We start from the raw sequence: 20,049 nt of genomic DNA on the forward strand, positions 1-20,049 counted from the left end.
GCAGCAGCCAGGCACTCGGCGTGTTCAACGCAAATACCATTAAGGGGAATCTTCGATGATCCGTAAGCACTTCGCCGGTTACGCCGCCACTGCCCTGGCACTGGCCGTTTCCGCCCAGGCTTTCGCAGGCACAGTCACCACCGATGGCGCCGATATCGTAATCAAGACCAAAGGCGGTCTTGAAGTCGGCACCACCGACAAGGAATTCAGCTTCAAGCTTGGTGGCCGTCTGCAAGCGGATTACAGCCGCTTCGATGGTTTCTACACCAAGAACGGCAACAACGGTGACGGCGCCTACTTCCGCCGCGCCTACCTGGAACTGGGCGGCACTGTCTACAAAGACTGGAAATACCAGATCAACTACGACATGTCCCACAACTCCGGTAACGCTGACAACGGTTACTTCGACGAAGCTTCCTTCAGCTACACCGGCTTCAGCCCGGTCACCCTGAAGTTCGGCCGCTTCGACCCGGACTTCGGTCTGGAAAAAGCTACCAGCTCCAAGTGGGTCACCGCCACCGAGCGTACCAGCGCCTACGAACTGGCTGACTGGATCAACACCCACCAGGACGGCATGGGTGCCCAGGTTGGCGGCGTCGTCGCCAACATGGCTTACCTGGACGCCGGCGTTTACGCCAAGGACGCCGACGACACCGACGGCGACAGCGTCAAGCAGTTCAACTTCCGCGGCGTGTTCGCTCCGCTGAACACCGACGGCAACGTCCTGCACGTTGGCGTGGACTACGCCTACCGTGACCTGGATGACACCGCCTTCGACTCCCGCATCCGTCCGCGTCTGGGCATGCGTGGCATCGCCACCAACGGCGGTAACGACGCTGGCGACAACGGCAACCGCGCTACCTTCGGCGGCGCCACCCTGAGCCCGGCCGGTTCCTACAAGGACGACTCCACCTGGGGTGCTGAATTCGCCTACGCCATCGGCCCGTTCTCCGCTCAGGCCGAATACCTGAAGCGCAAGCTGAAGGCTGATGCCGACGCTTACGAAGACATCAAGGCTGACGGTTACTACGGCCAGCTGGCCTACACCATCACCGGTGAATCCCGCGTGTACAAGCTCGATGGCGCCAAGTTCGACACCATCAAGCCGTCCAACAAGGAAATCGGTGCCTGGGAAGTCTTCTACCGTTACGACCACATCAAGGTTGATGACCCGAACGTGGTCGTGGCTACCGCCACCCGCGACGTGGGCGACACCAAGGCCAGCACCAACACCATCGGTGTGAACTGGTACGCCAACGAAGCCGTGAAGGTCTCCCTGGACTACGTTCACGTCAGCACCGACGGCATCCGCAATGCCAACGGCGACGACGACGGCAACGGTGTCGTGACCCGTCTGCAGTACGTGTTCTAAGAACGACCGCTCTACCGTTTGACTCCTTTGTGTAAACCCCGCCTCGGCGGGGTTTTTTTATGGGAGTTGGACAGTCAATCTGTAGGAGCGAGCTTGCTCCTGCAGGGGTTGCCTCAGCGGAAACCGGGCCCCGCTGGCCGTCGGCGGAATTCGAACTCGAGCAGTTCATCGAACGGATTGCCCATTTCCAGCCGCGTCCAGCCCAGCTTGATGAGGAAAGCCAGTGCCGTCGGGTTGTCCGGCCTCACGCTGGCCCGCCACAAGGGGCTGCCCTGCAGTTCCGGCCGGCTCATCACCAGCGTCATCACCGCGCGCCCGACACCCGAGCCGCGTAACTCCGGGCGCACGGCAAGATCGGTGACGAAGTAGTACGGATGCGCCGCGGTGGGCAGGCAAACCCCCACCACCGCGATCAGTTGGCCGCCACGCAGAATGCTGTACTGGGCCTTGTCCGCATCCTTCAGCACCTGTTCCAGCCAATAGCGATCCATCGGGCCCAGTTGTGCATCGAGCAGCGGATCCTTGAACCAGCTTTCGTACGGCGGGATGTCACCCAGCTGGAAAGGGCGAATCTGCATGCGGGCGCTCTCCGGTGCAGCTTTGGGAAGTTTCACACTCGCATCTGCTGGGCGATTGCGTCAATCGACCCTGAGCGCTCGCGTCATTGAGGCCGCGCGCAGCCAGCACCTACCCTGCGGGCACTCAACCCACCGGGAGTCGACCATGCTGCGCAATCACTTCGAGACCGAGCACAACCTGTTCCGCGATGCCTTCCGATCCTTCCTCAACAAGGAGGTGGTGCCTCACCAGGAGGAATGGGAGGAAGCCGGCGTGGTGGACCGCAGTGTCTGGCGCAAGGCGGGGGAGATGGGCTTCCTGCTGCCCTGGGCGGAAGAGGAGTACGGCGGAACCGCTCTGAAGGATTTCCGCTACGAACAGATCATGTGTGAGGAACTGGCCGCCATCAACGAGCCGGGCTTCATGATCCCGCTGCACTCGGCGCTGTGCGGTCCCTACATCGCCGAGTACGGCAACGCCGAGCAGAAGGCCCGCTGGCTGCCGGGGATCATCCGTGGCGAAAGCATCCTGGCGGTGGCGATGACCGAGCCGTCCGCTGGCTCCGACCTGGCCGGCATGCGCACCACGGCGGTGGACAAGGGCGACCACTTCGTCCTCAACGGTTCCAAGGTGTTCATCTCCAACGGCCTGCTGGCGGACCTGGTGATAGTCGCGGCCAAGACCGACCCGGCGAACAAGCACGCCATGGGCCTGTTCGTGGTCGAGCGTGGCATGGAAGGCTTCGAGCGAGGGCGCAACCTGAAGAAGCTGGGCATGAAGAGCCAGGACACCGCCGAACTGTTCTTCAACAACGTGAAAGTGCCGAAGGAGAACCTGCTGGGTGATGCCAAGGGCGGCTTCTTCTACCTGATGAACATGCTGGCCCAGGAGCGCCTGACCAACGCCTGCGGCGCGGTGGCCGGCGCCGAGGCGGCGCTGAACGCGACCGTCGACTACGTGAAGGAGCGCAAGGCCTTCGACCGCCCGGTGGCGCACTTCCAGAACACCCGCTTCAAGCTCGCCGAGATGCGCACGCAGATCGACGTGGCACAGGTCTTCACCGATCGCTGCGTGATGGACCACAACCAGAAGAAGCTCACCCCCGAAGTGGCCGCGGAGGCCAAGCTGTTCACCACCGAGCTGCTGTGCAAGGTGGTCGATGAAGGCGTGCAACTGCACGGCGGCTGGGGTTACATGTGGGAGTATCCGATCTGCAAGATGTACGCGAACGCGCGCATCCAGCGCATCTTCGCCGGTACGTCGGAGATCATGAAAGAGATCATCAGCCGCGGCATGAAGCTCTGAGGCGCGGCGCCCACGCATCGTTTGAGCGAAACAGGAGTACCCATGAACGGCCCGCTCGCCTCACTGAAGATCCTCGATTTTTCCACCCTGCTGCCGGGGCCGTTCGCCTCGCTGCTGCTGGCCGACATGGGCGCCCAGGTGCTGCGCGTGGAATCCCCTTCACGCATGGATCTGGTCCGCGTTCTGCCGCCGCATGTGGACGGTACCTCCGCCAGTCACGCCTACCTCAACCGCAACAAGCGCTGCATCGCGCTGGACCTGAAGCAGGCCGAGGCGGTGGAGGTGGTGAAGCAACTGGTGCAGGAATACGACATCGTCCTGGAGCAGTTCCGCCCCGGCGTGATGGACAAGCTGGGCGTGGGCTACGAGGCGCTCAAGGCGATCAACCCGAAGCTGATCTACGTATCGATCACCGGCTACGGCCAGACCGGGCCGCTGCGCGACCGCGCCGGGCATGACATCAACTACCTGGCCCTGGCCGGCGTCGCCAGCTACACTGGCCGCCGCGAGAGCGGCCCGCTGCCGCTGGGCGTGCAACTGGCGGACATCGGCGGCGGGTCGCTGCACGGCGTGATGGGCTTGCTCGCGGCGGTCATCCAACGGCAGCAGACGGGGGAGGGGCAGCAGGTCGATGTGAGCATGACCGACTGCGCCTTCAGTCTGCATGGCATGGCTGGCGCGGGCTATCTCGCGGCGGGGGTGGAGCCGGAGATGGAAGGCCTCGCGCTCAATGGCGGCAGCTTCTACGACTACTATCGGACCCGCGATGGCCGCTGGTTCTCGGTGGGTAGCCTGGAGCCGCAATTCATGCAGCAGTTCTGCGCCGCCATCGGTCGCCCGGAGCTGGCTGCGCGTGGATTGTCGCCCAGGCCGGAAGAGCAGCAGGCGCTCAAGCGCGAGATTGCCATCGAGTTCGAGAAGCACGATTTCGCCCAGTGGCAGGAGCGCTTCGCCGCGCTGGATGCCTGCGTCGAGCCGATGCTGTCGCTGGCCGAGGCGGTGGAGCATCCGCAATTGATCGAGCGCGGCGTGGTCACCCGGGTGCCCAACGGCATGGGTGGCGAGCAACGGCAGATGGCTTGCCCGATCCGTTTCTCCGCTGGCCTGCCCGAGCCGCGCCATATTGGCGCTGCGCTGGGGGCGCATACGGCAGAAGTGATGGCGGAACTGGGTTATACCGACGAGCAGGTCGCAGCGCTAAAGGTCGCGAAGGTCATTGCCTGAACCACCTCACTCGCGGCGGGTTTCACCGGTGAAGATCAGCGTCGCTCGGCAGCGCCGACAGTAGTAGCGGCGGCCCTGGGCGACCAGGTTGTGGCGCTGGGCGGAGAAGGGGAATTCATTGCCTTCGCCGCAGTGGCAGCGATACAGGTAGCGGGTGGAGCGGCGGCGCTTGATCTCGTAGGTATGGCAGCGATCGGGGGGCAGGCCGTAGATGCCGCGCATGATCAGCTGCCATTCCTCGCCATGCGGGCGAATGCGCGGGCCGAACATCTGGTGGGCAATCAGGTGCGCCACTTCATGGGCCACGGTCTGCTGCAGGAAGTGTTCGTGGTTTTCCCGGTACAGCTGCGGGTTGAAGCGCAGCAGGTTTTCATCCAGGTGGGCGACGCCGGCCTTCTGGCCGCGTAGCCGGAAGCTGACTTCCGGGCGGGGAAAGCGCCGCTGGAAGAAGGCTTCGGCCTGCTGGTAGCAGGCTTCGACGCGAGCGTTGAGCTGTTCAGGCATACAGTAGTTCTCCGACGGGGGCAGATTATGCCGCAGTCGGAGCACGGGTGGAGGATTTCTCGCGGCCACTCGTCCGGGGTGCAGGTTCAGGCAAGCCGGGCGAGTTTCAGGCAAGCACGCAAAAGAAAACCGGGCCGCTGGGGCCCGGTTTTCCGTTCGTGTCGCGCAATCAGGTGTATTCCGGGCCGACGCCGCTGCCCCAGAGGATGACCGACAGGGCCATCATCGCCACCAGCACCACCAGTCCCACCGCCAGCACCGAGCTGGAGAACAGGAACCCTTCATCCTTGTGAATGTTCATGAAGGTCGGGATGCCGACGTAGAGCAGGTAGACGGTGTAGCAGATCGCGGCGGTGCCGATGATCATGCCCAGCCACAGGTGCGGGTAGAGCGCCGCCAGGCCGCCGATGAACAGCGGGGTAGCGGTGTACGCGGCGAAAACTATGCATTGGGTCAGCGATGGCGATGCGTCGTAGGTACGTGCCATCCAGTGAATGAAAGCGCCCATGATGGCGACGCCGGCGAGCATGGCGATGTAGGTCATGATGGTCAGCTGGATCGCACTGGCAGCCGTCAGCTTGACCGGTCCCGCATTGCCTAGAACCCAGCCGACCTGCGTGGTGCCGATGTAGGCGGAAATGACCGGGATGGCAGCGAGGATCAGGACGTGCGTCAGGTACATGTGGCTGATGGATTCTTCTTCGCCACGGATGTCCTGCCATTCCTGATCGGGATGGGTGAAGAGCCCCCACACATGATGGATCATGTCAGCATTCTCCTCTTCTTATAGAAGGTCGCCCCCCAGCGAGGCGCCGAATGCGCGTAGCCAGCGTCATCCGGTGCCCGGCCGACCTATGCGACCTTAAGTCGCAGTATAGGAATGGCTGCAGACCACGTCGTCCGTGGGGTTAGAGCAAATGGAAGTTTCACGGGCGGCTGTAATAGCGCTCCAGAATTTCCATGGCCTTGTTGATCGACTGCAGGCGCGTCGTGCTGCCGCCCCGGTCGGGGTGGTGCTGGCTGACCAACTGGCGGTAGCGCAGCTTGATCAGCGCGTAGTCCACCGGGCCGTCTTCCAGTTCGAACAGGGCCAGCGCTGCGGCCTTTTCCTCGTTGCCCTGCATGCGCGTCCAGAAGCTTTCCAGCAACTTCTCCACGTCGCGCTCGGTGGTTTCCTTCAGGTGTTTCTCGTCGAGGTAGTAGGCGCGCAGGGTGTCTTGCTCGCCGAGTGCCTGCACACCGCTCACATAAGGAGAGAGACGAATCTGCAACGGGCCGATCTCCAGGTGCGCGGCGTTTTCCTCCCAGAGCCGGTCGCGCAGACGATACAGCGCGTTGAACACCAGGAAATGGGTGCGGAACAGCACCAGCTTGTCGGTCAGTGGCAGGTTGGGCACATGGGTGGAATGCCGAGCCTTCAATTGCTGGATCAGCAGGAACTCGGAGATTCCTTCAGGCGCTTCCCGCAGCAGTTGCAAGAGCTGGTCTGTCAGGTCGAGGGAAGGGTCGAGATCGGGTGTCATGCTGTCAGATTAGCAGTAGCCCGATAGAGGGGCTGGGGTACGCGTCGCTTTGCGCGTAAAATGACCGGCTTTTCGTCTTGCCCTTCGGATTCCAGAGCACCATGGCCAGCACCCTTTCGGTCAACCAGAACAAACTGCAGAAACGCCTGCGCCGCCAGGTTGGCGAAGCGGTCACCGACTTCAACATGATCGAGGACGGTGACAAGGTGATGGTCTGCCTGTCCGGCGGCAAGGACAGCTACACGCTGCTGGACATCCTGCTGTACCTGCAGAAGGTGGCGCCGATCCAGTTCGAGATCGTCGCGGTGAACATGGACCAGAAGCAGCCGGGCTTCCCCGAGCACGTGCTGCCGGCGTACCTGGAGTCCGTCGGCGTGCAGTACCACATCATCGAGAAGGACACCTACTCGGTGGTGAAGGAGAAGATCCCGGAGGGCAAGACCACCTGCTCGCTGTGCTCGCGCCTGCGCCGTGGCACCCTCTATACCTACGCCGACGAGATCGGCGCGACCAAGATGGCGCTGGGGCACCACCGCGACGACATCCTGGAAACCTTCTTCCTTAATATGTTCTACGGCGGCACCCTCAAGGCCATGCCTCCCAAGCTGCTGTCCGACGATGGCCGCAACGTGGTGATCCGTCCGCTGGCGTACTGCAATGAGAAGGACATCGAGGCCTACTCGGTGCTCAAGGAATTTCCGATCATCCCGTGCAACCTGTGCGGCTCGCAGGAAAATCTGCAGCGGCAGGTGGTCAAGGAAATGTTGCTGGACTGGGAGCGCAAGTCGCCGGGCCGCACCGAAATCATGTTCCGCGCCCTGCAGAACGTGGTGCCGTCGCAACTGGCCGATCGTAACCTGTTTGACTTCAACAGCCTGCGCATCGACGAGAGCGCCACCCCGCGCTTCCTCGACGTGATGAACCTGTAAGACCTTGCAAGGACGCTCGATGCGCGATTACCAGTGGCTGTACGAATACTGCCTGAATCGCTTCGGCTCGGTCGAAGCGCTGGAAGCTCGCCTGCCACACGCCAGGTCGCCAGCGGAGCTGGCGGCGGTCGGCGATGATCGTTATCTGTCGCTGATCAGCCTGCGCATCTTCCGCGCCGGGCTCAAGCACAGTCTGGTGGACGCCAAGTGGCCGGCCTTCGAGGAAGCCTTCTTCGGCTTCGATCCGGAGAAGGTCGTGCTGATGGGCGGCGAGCGCCTGGAAAACCTGATGCAGGACACCCGGCTGATCCGTCACCTGGGCAAGCTCAAGAGCGTGCCGCGCAATGCCCAGTTCGTCCTCGACATCGCCCGCGAACACGGCAGCTTCGGCAGACTGATGGCCGACTGGCCCTCCTGCGACATCGTTGGTCTGTGGAAGCTGCTGGCCAAGCGGGGCAATCAGTTGGGTGGCATGTCCGCGCCGAGATTCCTGCGCATGGCCGGCAAGGACACCTTCGTTCTGAGCAATGATGTGGTCGCGGCGCTCAAGGCCCAGGAAATCGTCGACAAGACGCCGACCAGCCTGAAGGACCTGGCGCTGGTACAAACTGCGTTCAATACGTGGCAGGAACAAAGTGGCCGTCCGCTGTGCCATATCTCGATGATGCTGTCGTACACGGTCAACCACTGACGCGCGGCCCGGCCGCGGAGGAAGGGCGCATGGATTCGGCCATCGAACGCACCGGCGCGGCACTGGCTCGCGCCGAGCGCATCCTGGTGATCACCGGTGCAGGGCTCTCCGCCGATTCGGGAATGCCGACCTATCGCGGCCTGGGCGGTCTTTACAATGGACGCACGGCAGAAGGGATACCCATCGAGGTGGCGATCTCCGGTCCAATGCTGCGAAAGGATCCCGCGCTGTGCTGGAAATACCTGGCGGAACTGGGCAAGGCCTGCCTGAATGCGCAACCCAACGCCGGCCACGATGCCATCGCGGAACTGCAACGGCTCAAGCCGGAGTGCTGGGTGCTGACGCAGAACATTGATGGCTTCCACCGCCGCGCCGGCTCGCCCCCGGAGCGGCTGATCGAGATCCATGGCGAGCTGGCGCCGCTGTACTGCCAGTCGTGCGGATTGGAGAGCACCGAACTGGCCGGACATCTGGATGCCCCGCTACCACCGAAATGCGCGCGCTGTGCAGGCGTATTGCGCCCGCCGGTCGTGCTGTTCGAAGAGATGCTGCCGGAAGAGGCGATCGACACGCTCTATGCGCAATTGCGCAAGGGATTCGACGCCGTTCTGCTGGTAGGAACCACTGCGAGCTTTCCCTATATCATCGAGCCGGTGCTGCGCACGCGGGATGCGGGAGGCTTTACCGCCGAGGTAAATCCGGGTCTGACCGACCTCAGTTCGGTGGTCGAAGAAAGAATGGTTGGTCGAGCCTTAGACATTATGCCGCGCCTGCTAAGTCACATTCCTCGATAAAAAACTTGCATTGCCCCCATTGAGCGGGCAAATTAGCCCGCTAATAAATGGAGCTAATGAGACACGGTCGTGCCCATGCTTAAACGCTTAGCACCCCTCGTGCCCATGAGTTTCGTTCTGCTGCTGGCAGCTTGTGCCAGCCATTCGCCGGAATCGCAGCCGAACCAGGTCGCTTCAGTGCCTGCTACTCGAGCAGCGTTCCAGGTCAATCAGCACAACATAGCGCTGATGAATGAGTCGCAGGACGAGGGGGCCAAAAACGATAACGGCAGTTCGACTGCCCATGTATCCGACATTCTGGACCGCGCGTTTTCGCTGATCGGTACTCCCTACCGCTTTGGTGGGAAGTCGGAGCGGACCGGCTTCGACTGCAGCGGCTTCGTGGGCTATCTGTTCCGCGAAGAAGCAGGCATCAGCCTGCCGCGCTCCACGCGTGAGATGATCAACATGGACGTCCCGCTGGTCTCGAAAGCAGACCTGCAGCCGGGCGACCTGATCTTCTTCAACAACCGTGGTCGTGGTCGAGTCAGCCACGCCGGCATCTACATCGGTGACGGACAGTTCATCCACTCCGCCAGCCGCCGTGGCGGTGGTGTGCGGGTGGATAGCCTGGACGAGAGCTACTGGCGCTTGAGCTACATGGAAGCCAAGCGTGTACTCGAGCCCGGCTACGAGCCGAAGACGGTGACCCGCTGAACTTAAAGTTTCACTTTAAGTATTGCGCTCAAGTTACTGTTGGTACAAAGTGATGGCACTCCTTGACGGGATGCCATCACATGCTCGTTCCTCAGCGCATCATTCTCCTTGCTGCTCTCGCTTCGCTGGCCGCCTGCGCCAGTCGCACTCCGCCGTCGCCGCCTCCGGTGGTGAGCGCGCCCGCTGCTCCCGTCTACAACACGCAGGCTGCTGACGATGTCCTGATCCGTGCCATTGGCCTGGTCGGTACTCCGTATCGCTGGGGCGGCAACACGCCCGACGGCGGATTCGATTGCAGCGGTCTGATCGGCTACGTCTACCGCGATGCCACCGGCCTGATGCTGCCGCGTTCTACCCGCGAGATGATCACCCTGCGCGCGCCCACCGTCGGCCGCGAGTCCCTACAGAGTGGCGATTTGGTGTTCTTTGCCACCAGCGGTGGACGTGGCGTCAGCCATGCGGGTATCTATGTCGGGGAAGGGCGCTTCGTTCATGCGCCCAGAACGGGCGGGACCGTACGCCTGGACAGCCTCGACAGCGCCTATTGGCAGAAAGCCTTCCTGGAAGCCAAGCGCGTCCTTGCCGTGCAGAGTCTCGCCCTCCATCCCTGATCCTCAGGAGGGCCCATGACCACCCGCACGCTGAACCTGGACGACTCGCTTTACCAATACCTTCTCGACGTTTCCCTGCGTGATACACCCGTCAAGGCGCGCCTGCGCGCCGAGACCGCCAGTCTGCCGATGTCCCGTTGGCAGGTCGCCCCGGAGCAGGGGCAGTTCCTCGCCCTGCTGGTCAGTCTGACCAACGCCAGGCGCGTCCTCGAGATCGGCACCTTCACCGGCTATAGCGCTCTGTGCATGGCCGAGGCTTTACCTGAGGGTGGCCATATCCTCTGCTGTGATCTTCCCGGTGAGTACAACGATATCGCCCGAGGCTACTGGCGTGACGCTGGCGTCGATTCGCGCATCGAACTGCGCGTCGGGCCGGCGCTGGCCACGCTGGAAGCCCTGGTGGCAGGCGACCAGCAAGGCAGCTTCGACCTGGTCTTCATCGATGCCGACAAGGCCAATTACCCTATCTACCTGGAGCATGCCCTGACCCTGCTGCGTGAGGGTGGCCTGGCCGTCTTCGATAACGTGCTGTGGAGTGGTCGGGTGCTGGAGACGAATCCGGAAAGCGCGGACACGCGGGCGATCCAGCAACTCAACCTGGCGCTGAAGATGGATGAGCGTGTGGATTACTCGCTGGTGCCGATTGGCGATGGCATGAGCCTCTGCCGCAAGCGCAAATGATATTCCTTGAGTGTTGAGTTGCTGCGTCTCGCCATCACCTGTCTGGGCGTTCCGAGTGAGTGGCTCTGTCGTCTTCGCGAAGTGGCGGATTGCGGTGCCTTTGGAACTGCAGGTGATTCGGGTATCCTCTGCTGTTTTCTGGCGTCATGCCGGATGGATAGCGGTCGTCTGATCCTGTGTAGGTTGGACGAGGCGTAGCCCTCTCGAGGGATCATTTGCGAATTGCAGGGGCAGGGATGGAACATTTCAGTGGGGCACCGGGTTTTGCGGTTTCCTCTAATAGCAAAGAGCCAGCGGTGACCGGAACTGGTATGGATTACAGCTTGAGCAAAGTGGTAGTGATACTGCCTGCCTACAACGAAGAACAAACAATTGCAGGCACTATCGCGGACTTTCATGATGCCATGCCAAGTGCAGAAATATGGGTGATCAATAATCGATCTAAAGACGCCACTGAGTCTATTGCCAGAAAAGCACTAGCAGACCGCAACTGCCGTGGTGGTGTGATAAACGAAGTTCGCCCAGGGAAAGGTAATGCGGTAAGACGTGCCTTCCTGGAAGTCGACGCCGATGTTTATGTTCTTGCAGATGCTGATCTCACCTATCCCGCCTCGCATATATCGGATCTGATTGCTCCGATTCTCAATGGCGATGCCGATATGGTTGTAGGCGACCGGCATACTTCCGGTCACTACGCGGCGGAGAATAAACGGGCATTCCATGGATTTGGGAATAGGTTGGTTCGTGACCTGGTAAACAAGTTATTCAATGGGGATCTTGCGGATATCATGAGTGGATATCGCGCTTTCAGTCGTCGCTTCGTCAAGAGCTATCCAATTCTTGTCGAAGGATTCGAGATTGAAACTGATATGACGCTGCATGCGCTTGATAAGCGCTTCCGTATTCTGGAAATTCCGGTCGACTATCGTGATCGTCCCGAAGGGAGTTTTTCTAAGCTAAGCACGTTCAGAGACGGATTGCGGGTGTTGAATACTATCAGCAGTATCTTGCGATATTACAAGCCGCTCACGTTCTTTGGGTTCGCTGCACTGTTCTTCATGGTAATGGGCCTTGTGTGTGGAATCCCGGTCCTGCAGGACTGGATAAGCATGCGCTACATCGAACATGTTCCATTGGCAATTCTTGCAACGGGGCTTGAAATGGTAGCGCTGCTTTTGGCTGCCATCGGTCTGATTCTCGACTCTATCAATCATCAGGATAAGCGGAATTTCGAGCGGGAAATGTTAATGCAGAGCAGAAAGAACTGAATCGACGTCTGGTGATCGTGTGATGATTGTCAATCGTCTGGAGATCATGCGCTTTGTCGTGGTCGGTGGATTCGGTTTCTGTATTGATGGTGGACTGCTGACGCTGTTGATGTCGCAGGGAATGGATGTAATGCCAGCGAGGGCCATATCGTTCTCGTTGGCAGTGAGTTTTACCTGGTTGCTGAATAGAGTTTGGACGTTCTCGAGTCCAGAGCGGATGAGTAGCAGATTTGAGTATGTCCTGTACTTTTCCGTTCAGGTTCTGGGGGCGCTGATCAATCTGTCGGTCTTCTTTGTGCTCATGCGAGAGTTTCCTGGTTTGAAGGCGATTCCGATACTTCCATTTGCAGTTGCGTCCGGCATTGCCATGTTTTTCAACTTCTTTGCCTCGAAGTTCATTGTTTTCAAGGTTCGATAATTTTCGTTGATGACCCCAGAACGTGTGCTGGTGCTTGCGGCGGTTTCAGGAAGTGCTAAAGGAGATAGAGTTTGAAACGTTTTGCCCGAAGTATGGATGTCTGGCTGCTGCTGCTTTTTTCAGGTGCTGCTGCGCTTTACACGGCTTGGAGAGGGCAGGATCAGAACTGGGACCTGCTCAATTACCATTTCTTCACCGGGTATTCGTATTTTTCTGGCCGAGCTTCCGATATAGCAGCTGCAGGGCTTCAGACCTTTTTCCATCCGGCAGTCAATGTAATTGCATACCTGGCTTTCTCCGGCCTTCCATTCCCCTATAGCGCGTGGGTTGTGTTGTTGGTGCAACTGCTCAGCTTGCCGGCAGTTGTTGTTATTTCCAGACAGCTGTCCACTGCGATTGGTCTGCGCAAGGAGTCTGCTAGCCGATATCTCGCGTTGCTATTGTGCTTTCTTTCTCCTGTCTGGATTAGTGAGCTGGGGACGTCGTTTTTCTCGTCCACGACGACGCCCCTGATACTCTGGGGGATGTGTCTGCTTCTATCTGAGGGTCAAAGACCAGTACTTCGGTGGTTGCTCGCTGGTGTGATGTTGGGGCTGGCTGTTGGGCTGAAGCTGACCAATGCTCCGTTTGTGATTGCGGCCACCGCATCTGTCATGATTCTTGCTGGCGGCATGGGGCGGGCATGTCTTCGTCCATTTCTGGCGTATTCGGTCGGTGGGATAGCGGGCTTCCTGCTGACCGCTGGATGGTACTGGCACTTGTGGGTGACTTGGGGGAGTCCCGTCTTCCCCTTGTACAACAATATCTTTCACTCGCCCTATTACGATTTAGTCAGCTTTCGCGATATGCGCTGGATTTTCAATAGCTTTGGGGAGTTCCTTCGTTTCCTCTACCAAGCGGCGTTTGGGACCGGCAAGACCTCAGAGGTTCCATTCGCAGATGCGCGCTTTTTGATCGCAGCCTTGTTGTTGCCCCTTGCTTTGTGGCGTCGCGCAGGTGGACCTATAAAGGCTCCCGGCAAGGCAGTGTTGATATTCTTCCTGGTTGGTTTCGCACTTTGGGCTTTTGCTTTCGCCTATCAGCGTTACCTGATTCCGGCAGAACTTCTTTTCGGCTTGGTTATTTGGGTGCTAGTGGTTCAGGTGGTGCGAGGAGAGCGAAATGTTCTGATTGTGATGTGCTTGCTGTTTGTTGGCACTATCGCCTTGGTCAAGGTCCCGAACTGGGGGCACGGGCATATTGAGAATGACGCAGCTCGCCCTTTCGACGTAAGCATTCCTGAGTCGATCACGGCAACACCAGCCCGCTATCTGGTTCGAGGGGTGCCCGTTTCATACATCCTGCCTTCATTGAACCCGCAGAGCCGCTTCTTTGGCCTCTCGTTCTCTCCACAAGTGGACGAACTGATTTCAAGCGAACTGCAGAAGCCATCCGCTCTCCCTGTGCGTGTCCTGATGAATGCGCAAGCGGCGGGATTTGGGCGTGAATGGTTGAACAGTCTCAATCCGAGCAAGGAGCCGGGCTGGTTGGACTGCACAGACTTTTGGACCCGCATTGATCGATATTTCATCTGCGAATTCAAGCCGAAGGACGTTGTCCCTATGGCAAGGGTTTTGGTTGCCGATATCGATTACGCCAATCTGCGAAACTCCCATGTTCGAGGTGTTCTTTCGGAGAAGGGGCTCAGCATCTACGAGCCTTGGGGGCGATGGAGCGATGGTCAGCAGGTGCAATGGGGGCTGGCTAATTGCGTTCCCAAAGGGAGAGTTCGGGTGGAACTGGAGGCAAACGCTTTCGGGCCTAATGTTGATCAGCGTTTCCAGGCCTTCCTTGGGGAGCAGGTAGCCAATTTCACTCTGAAAGAAGCCAGGCAGAATGTAGTTATCGAGTTCGATAACGAACAGGATTGCGCCACTACGCTGAGCGTGACTATTCCGAAAAGTACTTCGCCGCAGGAGTTGGGGATGGGCGGCGATGGGCGGAAACTAGGGATGGCAATTGTTCGTGTGCGGGTGTCTGCTGCGCAGTGAAAGACGGAGCCAAAGGTAGGCTTCGCTTACCTTTGGCTCGCCCACTTTAGATCAGGCAACATCCACCAGGATCACTTCGCTGTCTTCCAGCGCCGTGACCTTCACCACCACCTCGTCGGCGATGGCGGCACCGTCGCGGGCCAGCAGTTCGACGCCATTGACCTCGACCTTGCCGGTTGCCGGTACCAGGTAGGCGCGGCGACCGTCGCCCAGTTCATACTCGGCGGTCTGGCCGGCCTTCAGGGTGGCGGCGACCATACGGCCTTCGGCACGGATGCGCAGGGCGTCGGCGTCGTTCTCATAGCCGCTGGCCAGGGTCACGAAGCGCCCGGCGCGGTCGCCCTTCGGGAAGGGTTTGGCGCCCCAGGACGGCGTGCCCCCGCGTACCGAGGGGATGATCCAGATCTGGAAGATCTTGGTGACATCCTTCTCCAGGTTGTACTCGGAGTGCACGATGCCCGAGCCAGCGCTCATCACCTGCACATCGCCCGCTTCAGTACGGCCCTTGTTGCCCAGGCTGTCCTGGTGGGTGATCGCACCCTGGCGGACGTAGGTGATGATTTCCATCTCGCGGTGCGGGTGTGGCGGGAAGCCGGTGCCGGCGGCGATTTCGTCATCGTTCCAGACGCGGAGGTTGCCCCAGTCCATGCGCTCGGCGTCGTAGTATTCGGCGAAGGAGAAGTGGTGCTTGGCGTTGAGCCAGCCGTGGTTGGCGCCGCCGAGTTGCTGGAAGGGTCTGCGTTCGATCATGACTTAGTCCTCGTGGGGCGCGGCTGGCCGGTGGGCCAGTCCGCGCGGTTCATGGGACTATCTTCTCTCGCACCTGATCGATAAAAAAGCGCAAATATCGGCGTATATTGATCGAATAATTTGATTTTATTCGGCTGCGCGCTTCTCGCCTTGATCGAGGAACTTGCTGAGGAACTGGCGGGTGCGTTCTTCCCTGGGGTGAGCGAACAGCGCCTTGGCGTCGCCCTGTTCGACGATCACGCCCTTGTCGATGAAGATCGCCCGGTTCGCGACGTCGCGGGCGAAGCTCATCTCGTGGGTGACGATGACCATGGTGCGCTTTTCCTGGGCCAGGCCTCGGATGGTGGCCAGGACCTCACCGACCAGTTCCGGGTCCAGCGCCGAGGTGGGTTCGTCGAACAGGATGACGTCTGGTTGCATGGCCAGGGCGCGGGCGATGGCGACGCGCTGTTGCTGGCCGCCGGAGAGACGCTTGGGGTACGAGTCCTCCTTGCCGGCCAGGCCGACTTTCGCCAGCAGCTGGCGGGCGCGCTCGATGGCCTGGGCGCGCGGCTCCTTCTTCACGATGATCGGACCTTCCACCACGTTCTCCAGCGCGGTGCGGTGGGGGAACAGGTTGAAGTTCTGGAAGACGAAGCCCACGTGCTGGCGCAGCTTGCGGATCAGCCCCTGCTGGCCGCTGAGCGGCCTGGATGCGTCGATGAGGATCTCTCCGACCTTGATGGTGCCTCCATTGGGCGCCTCCAGCAGGTTCAGGCAGCGCAGCAGGGTGGTCTTGCCCGAGCCGCTGGGGCCGATGATCGCGACCACTTCGCCGGCCTCGACGGTCAGGTCGATGCCCTTGAGCACCTCCTGGCCGCGGAACTGCTTGGTCAGCTGGCGTACTTCGATCATGCGTCGTGCTCCTGGTCATGACGGTTGACCCGGTCTTCCAGGCGGTTCTGCAGGTGCGACAGGATGCTCGCAAGGATCCAGTAGATCAGCGCGGCAGCGAGGTACATGGTGAAGACCTCGAAGGTGCGTGCAGTAATCAGCTGGGCCTGGCGGAACAGTTCCGGGACCTGGATGGTGGCGGCCAGGGCGGTGTCCTTGACCAGCGAGATAAAGCTGTTGCCCAGCGGCGGCAAGGCAGTGCGCGCGGCCTGCGGCAGGATCACCCGGCGCAGAGTCTCGGCGCGGGTCATGCCGATACTGGCGGCAGCTTCCCACTGGCCCTTGTCGATTGAGCCGATGGCGGCGCGGAGGATTTCGCAGACGTAGGCGGCCATGTTCAGCGAGAAGCCGATCAGCGCCGCCGGCAGCGGGTCAAGTTCGATGCCGGCCTGGGGCAGGCCGTAATAGATCATGAAGAGCTGGACCAGCAACGGCGTGCCGCGGAAGAACGACACATAGATGCGCGCGATCCAGCGTATGGGGGTGAAACCGTACAGACGCATCAGCGCCAGAACGAATCCGAGCAGCAGTCCGAAGAACATGCCGCCTACGCTGAGGACTACCGTGAAGACCGCGCCCTTCAACAGGAAGGGCGCGGAATCCAGCGCAAGCTGCAGGCTTTCTTCGATCATTGGGTGACGTCAGCCTGGAACCACTTCTCCGACAGTTTTTTCAGCGTGCCGTCGGCCCGGAACTTCTCGATGGCCTTGTTCAGCGCCGCGAGCAATTCGGGGTTGCCCTTGCGCAGGGCGATGCCGGCTTCCTGGCGGGCGAAGGGGGCGCCGGTCAGCACCATGGCGCCCTTGGTCTTGTTGACCATGTCGAAGGCCGCCAGGCGGTCCACCAGGATCACGTCGATGCGGCCGCTGCGCAGGTCCTGGAACTTGGTCGGGTCGTCTTCGTAGGTACGCACGTCAGCCTGCGGCACGTGTTCGCGCAGCCACTGTTCGTAGTTGGTGCCCAGACCCACGCCGACTTTCACGCCTGCCAGTTTCTCCGGCGCGTCGTACTTGCCTTCGTCACCCTTGCGCACCAGCGCCTGGATGCCGGAAACGGTGTAGGCGTCGGAGAAGTCGTACTTCTTCTTGCGCTCCTCGGAGATGGTCACCTGGTTGATCACCAGGTCCAGGCGCTTGGATTCCAGCGCGGCGAGGATGCCGTCCCACTTGGTGGGCTGGAGCTTGGCGGTGACACCCAGTTCCTTGGCGATCAGGTGGGAGAGGTCCACTTCGAAGCCGGCAAGTTGGCCGTTCTCGTCCTGGAAGCTGAAGGGTGGGTAGGTGCCCTCGAGGCCGACGCGGACTTCGCCTTTTGACTTGATCTGGGCGAGCAGGTCGTCGGCGGCCTGGGCCTGGCCGAAGAGGCTGGCGCCGAGGGAGAGGGTCAGGCTGGCAAGCAGGAAATGACGTCGTAGTGCGGAGAAGGTCATGGTGGTCCCCGTTTTTGGTGTTTTAAGCAGGTTAGTCAACGTGTGGCGACTATATGGGCAGAATCGTTATGCAATAAAATAATAAAAAATTACATACCTAGTTCTGATTATCAGCCTGTCCACTTTGCCGGATGGTAAGCAAATAGCGCCGGCGAACCGCCGGTGTGCAGGAACAGGATAGGCCCGGGTTTTACGAAGCGATCACGGCGAATGCCGTCGAGCAATCCGGCCATGGCCTTGCCGGTGTAAACCGGGTCCAGCAGCAGGCCTTCCTGGCTTGCCAGCAGTTGCACCGCCTCCAGCGTGCCGGCATTGGGTTCGCCGTAGCGCGGGCCGAAGTACTCGTCCCACAGTTGTACCTTCGGCAGGGCCTGCGAGTCGCGGCCGAGCAGTTCCAGCGTGCGCTCGACGAGCCCTTCGACCTTCGGCCGTTGAGTCGCGTCGGTCCGCGAGACGGTTACGCCGATGACGTCCAGTTCCGGCAGGGCGTCGGCCAGGGCGATCGCCAGGCCCGCATGGGTGCCGGCGCTACCGGAGGCGAGCACCACGGCGGAGAATTCCTGGCCACTGCCATGAATTTGCTCCGCCAGTTCCAGCCCGGCGCGCACGTAACCCAGGGCGCCCAATGCATTGGAACCGCCGATGGGCACGATGTAGGGTTTGCGACCTTCGTGGCGCAGGCGCTCGCCGGTTTGCGCCAGCATCTCGTCCGCGGTATCGAGGTTGGGTACGAGTTCGACTTCGGTGCCGAACAGGTCCAGCAGCAGGCGGTTGCCGTTGCTCAGGTAGTTGCGGTCATCGGTGCCGATGGGGTTTTCCAGCAAGGCCACGCAGCGCAGGCCGAGCTTCGCCGCGACGGCGGCGGTCTGGCGTACATGGTTGGACTGGATCGCCCCGGCGGTAACCAGCGTGTCGGCGCCGGCCTTCAGGGCATCGGCGGCGAGGAATTCCAGCTTGCGTACCTTGTTGCCGCCCAGGGCGAAGGGCGTCGTGTCGTCGCGCTTCACGTACAGCTCGCGGCCCAAGAGTGTGGACAGCCGCTCCAGCTTGTCCAGTGGGGTTGGGCCACCCACGAGGTCGAGGCGGGGGAGGCGGGCGAGGGCGTTGCGAATACCGTTCATGGAACTCCTCACGTGGAAGGTGGCGAGAATAATCGTTTGATTCTGGGCGTGTCAGTGCTGAATCAGCGGCCGTTCCAAAAAATACGCCGCGATGGGTGGTGGCCTTTTAGCACCCCTGTTGGCTCTGGATTTTTGCTGTACCAAATAGGGCACGGTGTGTCGGATTAAGGTGAAATTCGGTGTAGCATCAAGAGCTTCGCCCTCCATGAGGGAGGCTCGCTTTCTTCCAAGGGTACACATGGTTTCCACGACTGAGCCGCAGCGAAAACTGATCATTCAGATTCCCTGCTTCAATGAGGCAGACTCCCTGCCGGTCTGCCTGGCCGAGCTGCCGCGTGAAGTGAGTGGGTTCACCCAGGTCGAATGGCTGATCATCGATGATGGCAGCAGCGATGCGACGATCGAGGTAGCGCGGGCTCACGGTGTCGATCATGTAGTGCGGCATGCCGGCAACAAGGGCCTGGCGCGTGCGTTCATGTCCGGATTGGACGCCTGCCTGCGTCTCGGGGCGGATGTGATCGTCAATACGGATGCCGACAATCAATACTGCGCGGCCGATATCCCCGCCTTGACCTTGCCGATTCTCGAACATCAGGCCGATCTCGTCATCGGCGCAAGGCCAATCAGTGCGATCGAGCATTTCTCCCCGGTGAAAAAGGCCCTGCAACGGTTGGGCAGCTGGGTGGTGCGTGTCGCCAGCAAGACCGATGTTCCGGATGCCCCGAGCGGTTTCCGGGCGATCAGCCGGGCCGCTGCGCAACGGATGATGGTGTTCAGCGATTACACCTATACGCTGGAAACAATCATCCAGGCGGGGCAGAAGAACCTGACGGTGGTCTCGGTGCCGATCCGGGTCAATGCGGACCTGAGGCCGTCCCGACTGGTAAAGAGTATTCCGTCGTACATTCAGCGCAGCATTGTCACCATCATCCGGATTTTCATCGTCTACCGTCCTTTCCGGTTCTTCGGCAGCATTGGCATCGCACTCTTTTCGGTGGGCGTGCTGATTGGCCTGAGGTTCCTCTGGAAGTATGTTTCCGGCGACGGAGAGGGGCATGTTCAATCGCTGATCCTGGCCGGGGCGTTGTTGGGAATGGGGTTCCAGACCCTGCTGATCGCTTTCGTGGCGGACCTGCTGTCGGCCAACAGAAAGCTCCTGGAAGATGTGCGCGTCAAGGTAGCCGAGCTGAGCAAAGATGACTGACGAGACGG

At 60.6% G+C, this 20,049-nt stretch carries 22 protein-coding genes; 13 read left to right on the top strand and 9 right to left on the bottom strand.

Annotated elements, in window-relative coordinates; genetic code table 11:
• Window positions 1–55 precede the first annotated feature (55 nt).
• Window positions 56–1,372 carry an OprO/OprP family phosphate-selective porin gene (locus IB256_RS02485; protein WP_081515835.1) on the top strand — a complete coding sequence of 439 codons (1,317 nt, stop codon included), beginning with the start codon at window positions 56–58 and terminating at the stop codon, window positions 1,370–1,372.
• Between the two features lie 113 nt (window positions 1,373–1,485).
• Here the strand turns inward: IB256_RS02485 and IB256_RS02490 are convergent, their stop codons facing one another.
• Entirely contained in the window at window positions 1,486–1,950 is a 465-nt protein-coding gene (locus tag IB256_RS02490; protein WP_192401162.1) for a GNAT family N-acetyltransferase, read from the bottom strand.
• A gap of 145 nt (window positions 1,951–2,095) precedes the next feature.
• Here IB256_RS02490 and IB256_RS02495 point away from each other — a divergent pair, with 145 nt between their 5' ends.
• Both IB256_RS02495 and IB256_RS02500 read left to right on the top strand, forming a co-directional pair.
• Window positions 2,096–3,235: an acyl-CoA dehydrogenase family protein gene (locus IB256_RS02495; protein ID WP_081515831.1), complete on the top strand. Its 1,140-nt coding sequence runs from the start codon at window positions 2,096–2,098 to the stop codon at window positions 3,233–3,235.
• Window positions 3,236–3,277: 42 nt separating this feature from the next.
• The gene (locus IB256_RS02500) at window positions 3,278–4,459 is read left to right on the top strand and encodes a CaiB/BaiF CoA transferase family protein (RefSeq protein WP_192291440.1); all 1,182 of its coding nucleotides are present in this window, start codon (window positions 3,278–3,280) and stop codon (window positions 4,457–4,459) included.
• Between the two features lie 6 nt (window positions 4,460–4,465).
• Here IB256_RS02500 and IB256_RS02505 read toward each other — a convergent pair whose 3' ends face one another.
• From IB256_RS02505 to IB256_RS02515, 3 genes are all read right to left on the bottom strand, one after another.
• The gene (locus tag IB256_RS02505; protein ID WP_138525106.1) at window positions 4,466–4,963 is read right to left on the bottom strand and encodes a SprT family zinc-dependent metalloprotease; all 498 of its coding nucleotides are present in this window, start codon (window positions 4,961–4,963) and stop codon (window positions 4,466–4,468) included.
• 169 nt (window positions 4,964–5,132) lie between these two features.
• Window positions 5,133–5,729, bottom strand: coding sequence for a Yip1 family protein (locus IB256_RS02510; RefSeq protein ID WP_138215354.1), 597 nt, complete (start codon window positions 5,727–5,729; stop codon window positions 5,133–5,135).
• 160 nt (window positions 5,730–5,889) lie between these two features.
• On the bottom strand, window positions 5,890–6,486 hold the full coding sequence (locus IB256_RS02515) for a DNA-J related domain-containing protein (RefSeq protein ID WP_192291438.1): 597 nt from the start codon (window positions 6,484–6,486) through the stop codon (window positions 5,890–5,892).
• Between the two features lie 101 nt (window positions 6,487–6,587).
• Between IB256_RS02515 and ttcA the strand changes: the two genes are divergently transcribed.
• The 9 genes from ttcA (at window position 6,588) to IB256_RS02560 (ending at window position 14,604) form a co-directional block, all read left to right on the top strand.
• Window positions 6,588–7,415: a tRNA 2-thiocytidine(32) synthetase TtcA gene (gene ttcA / locus IB256_RS02520; RefSeq protein WP_054907441.1), complete on the top strand. Its 828-nt coding sequence runs from the start codon at window positions 6,588–6,590 to the stop codon at window positions 7,413–7,415.
• Window positions 7,416–7,434: 19 nt separating this feature from the next.
• The gene (locus IB256_RS02525) at window positions 7,435–8,106 is read left to right on the top strand and encodes a DNA-3-methyladenine glycosylase I (RefSeq protein ID WP_192401164.1); all 672 of its coding nucleotides are present in this window, start codon (window positions 7,435–7,437) and stop codon (window positions 8,104–8,106) included.
• Window positions 8,107–8,135: 29 nt separating this feature from the next.
• Window positions 8,136–8,900: an NAD-dependent deacylase gene (locus IB256_RS02530; protein WP_192291434.1), complete on the top strand. Its 765-nt coding sequence runs from the start codon at window positions 8,136–8,138 to the stop codon at window positions 8,898–8,900.
• Window positions 8,901–8,969: 69 nt separating this feature from the next.
• Window positions 8,970–9,596, top strand: coding sequence for a C40 family peptidase (locus IB256_RS02535; RefSeq protein ID WP_192291432.1), 627 nt, complete (start codon window positions 8,970–8,972; stop codon window positions 9,594–9,596).
• An 80-nt stretch (window positions 9,597–9,676) separates the two neighbouring features.
• Entirely contained in the window at window positions 9,677–10,207 is a 531-nt protein-coding gene (locus IB256_RS02540; RefSeq protein ID WP_192401166.1) for a C40 family peptidase, read from the top strand.
• 15 nt (window positions 10,208–10,222) lie between these two features.
• Complete coding sequence (locus tag IB256_RS02545) at window positions 10,223–10,888, top strand: class I SAM-dependent methyltransferase (RefSeq protein ID WP_192401168.1); 666 nt, start codon at window positions 10,223–10,225, stop codon at window positions 10,886–10,888.
• Between the two features lie 236 nt (window positions 10,889–11,124).
• Window positions 11,125–12,156, top strand: a complete 1,032-nt coding sequence (locus IB256_RS02550) for a glycosyltransferase (RefSeq protein WP_225601585.1) — start codon at window positions 11,125–11,127, stop codon at window positions 12,154–12,156.
• A 22-nt stretch (window positions 12,157–12,178) separates the two neighbouring features.
• Window positions 12,179–12,574 carry a GtrA family protein gene (locus IB256_RS02555; RefSeq protein ID WP_192401170.1) on the top strand — a complete coding sequence of 132 codons (396 nt, stop codon included), beginning with the start codon at window positions 12,179–12,181 and terminating at the stop codon, window positions 12,572–12,574.
• Between the two features lie 71 nt (window positions 12,575–12,645).
• Window positions 12,646–14,604: a DUF7024 domain-containing protein gene (locus tag IB256_RS02560; RefSeq protein WP_192401172.1), complete on the top strand. Its 1,959-nt coding sequence runs from the start codon at window positions 12,646–12,648 to the stop codon at window positions 14,602–14,604.
• 51 nt (window positions 14,605–14,655) lie between these two features.
• Here IB256_RS02560 and IB256_RS02565 read toward each other — a convergent pair whose 3' ends face one another.
• The 5 genes from IB256_RS02565 to IB256_RS02585 all read right to left on the bottom strand — a co-directional run bounded on the left by IB256_RS02565 (window position 14,656) and on the right by IB256_RS02585 (window position 18,837).
• Window positions 14,656–15,354: a pirin family protein gene (locus IB256_RS02565; protein WP_192401174.1), complete on the bottom strand. Its 699-nt coding sequence runs from the start codon at window positions 15,352–15,354 to the stop codon at window positions 14,656–14,658.
• Between the two features lie 126 nt (window positions 15,355–15,480).
• Window positions 15,481–16,248: an L-cystine ABC transporter ATP-binding protein TcyN gene (tcyN, locus tag IB256_RS02570; RefSeq protein WP_192401176.1), complete on the bottom strand. Its 768-nt coding sequence runs from the start codon at window positions 16,246–16,248 to the stop codon at window positions 15,481–15,483.
• Entirely contained in the window at window positions 16,245–16,916 is a 672-nt protein-coding gene (gene tcyL / locus IB256_RS02575) for a cystine ABC transporter permease (RefSeq protein WP_192401616.1), read from the bottom strand. Before tcyL ends, tcyN begins: the two co-directional genes overlap by 4 nt.
• Entirely contained in the window at window positions 16,916–17,716 is an 801-nt protein-coding gene (gene tcyJ, locus IB256_RS02580; RefSeq protein ID WP_192401178.1) for a cystine ABC transporter substrate-binding protein, read from the bottom strand. Before tcyJ ends, tcyL begins: the two co-directional genes overlap by 1 nt.
• A 110-nt stretch (window positions 17,717–17,826) precedes the next feature.
• A complete protein-coding gene (locus IB256_RS02585; RefSeq protein WP_192401180.1) occupies window positions 17,827–18,837 on the bottom strand; it encodes a D-cysteine desulfhydrase in 1,011 nt (336 codons plus the stop codon).
• 238 nt (window positions 18,838–19,075) lie between these two features.
• Here IB256_RS02585 and IB256_RS02590 point away from each other — a divergent pair, with 238 nt between their 5' ends.
• The gene (locus tag IB256_RS02590; protein WP_192401182.1) at window positions 19,076–20,041 is read left to right on the top strand and encodes a glycosyltransferase family 2 protein; all 966 of its coding nucleotides are present in this window, start codon (window positions 19,076–19,078) and stop codon (window positions 20,039–20,041) included.
• The last annotated feature ends 8 nt before the right edge of the window (window positions 20,042–20,049 follow it).

The sequence above is a fragment of the Pseudomonas sp. PDM17 genome (assembly GCF_014851985.1).
Taxonomy (GTDB): domain Bacteria; phylum Pseudomonadota; class Gammaproteobacteria; order Pseudomonadales; family Pseudomonadaceae; genus Pseudomonas.

Coding starts and splice junctions, on each gene's coding strand:
- IB256_RS02485 (WP_081515835.1), top strand. CDS start 56: ATGATCCGTAAGCACTTCGCCGGTTACGCCGCCACTGCCCTGGCACTG.
- IB256_RS02490 (WP_192401162.1), bottom strand. CDS start 1,950: ATGCAGATTCGCCCTTTCCAGCTGGGTGACATCCCGCCGTACGAAAGC.
- IB256_RS02495 (WP_081515831.1), top strand. CDS start 2,096: ATGCTGCGCAATCACTTCGAGACCGAGCACAACCTGTTCCGCGATGCC.
- IB256_RS02500 (WP_192291440.1), top strand. CDS start 3,278: ATGAACGGCCCGCTCGCCTCACTGAAGATCCTCGATTTTTCCACCCTG.
- IB256_RS02505 (WP_138525106.1), bottom strand. CDS start 4,963: ATGCCTGAACAGCTCAACGCTCGCGTCGAAGCCTGCTACCAGCAGGCC.
- IB256_RS02510 (WP_138215354.1), bottom strand. CDS start 5,729: ATGATCCATCATGTGTGGGGGCTCTTCACCCATCCCGATCAGGAATGG.
- IB256_RS02515 (WP_192291438.1), bottom strand. CDS start 6,486: ATGACACCCGATCTCGACCCTTCCCTCGACCTGACAGACCAGCTCTTG.
- ttcA (WP_054907441.1), top strand. CDS start 6,588: ATGGCCAGCACCCTTTCGGTCAACCAGAACAAACTGCAGAAACGCCTG.
- IB256_RS02525 (WP_192401164.1), top strand. CDS start 7,435: ATGCGCGATTACCAGTGGCTGTACGAATACTGCCTGAATCGCTTCGGC.
- IB256_RS02530 (WP_192291434.1), top strand. CDS start 8,136: ATGGATTCGGCCATCGAACGCACCGGCGCGGCACTGGCTCGCGCCGAG.
- IB256_RS02540 (WP_192401166.1), top strand. CDS start 9,677: ATGCTCGTTCCTCAGCGCATCATTCTCCTTGCTGCTCTCGCTTCGCTG.
- IB256_RS02545 (WP_192401168.1), top strand. CDS start 10,223: ATGACCACCCGCACGCTGAACCTGGACGACTCGCTTTACCAATACCTT.
- IB256_RS02550 (WP_225601585.1), top strand. CDS start 11,125: ATGGAACATTTCAGTGGGGCACCGGGTTTTGCGGTTTCCTCTAATAGC.
- IB256_RS02555 (WP_192401170.1), top strand. CDS start 12,179: ATGATTGTCAATCGTCTGGAGATCATGCGCTTTGTCGTGGTCGGTGGA.
- IB256_RS02565 (WP_192401174.1), bottom strand. CDS start 15,354: ATGATCGAACGCAGACCCTTCCAGCAACTCGGCGGCGCCAACCACGGC.
- tcyN (WP_192401176.1), bottom strand. CDS start 16,248: ATGATCGAAGTACGCCAGCTGACCAAGCAGTTCCGCGGCCAGGAGGTG.
- tcyJ (WP_192401178.1), bottom strand. CDS start 17,716: ATGACCTTCTCCGCACTACGACGTCATTTCCTGCTTGCCAGCCTGACC.
- IB256_RS02585 (WP_192401180.1), bottom strand. CDS start 18,837: ATGAACGGTATTCGCAACGCCCTCGCCCGCCTCCCCCGCCTCGACCTC.
- IB256_RS02590 (WP_192401182.1), top strand. CDS start 19,076: ATGGTTTCCACGACTGAGCCGCAGCGAAAACTGATCATTCAGATTCCC.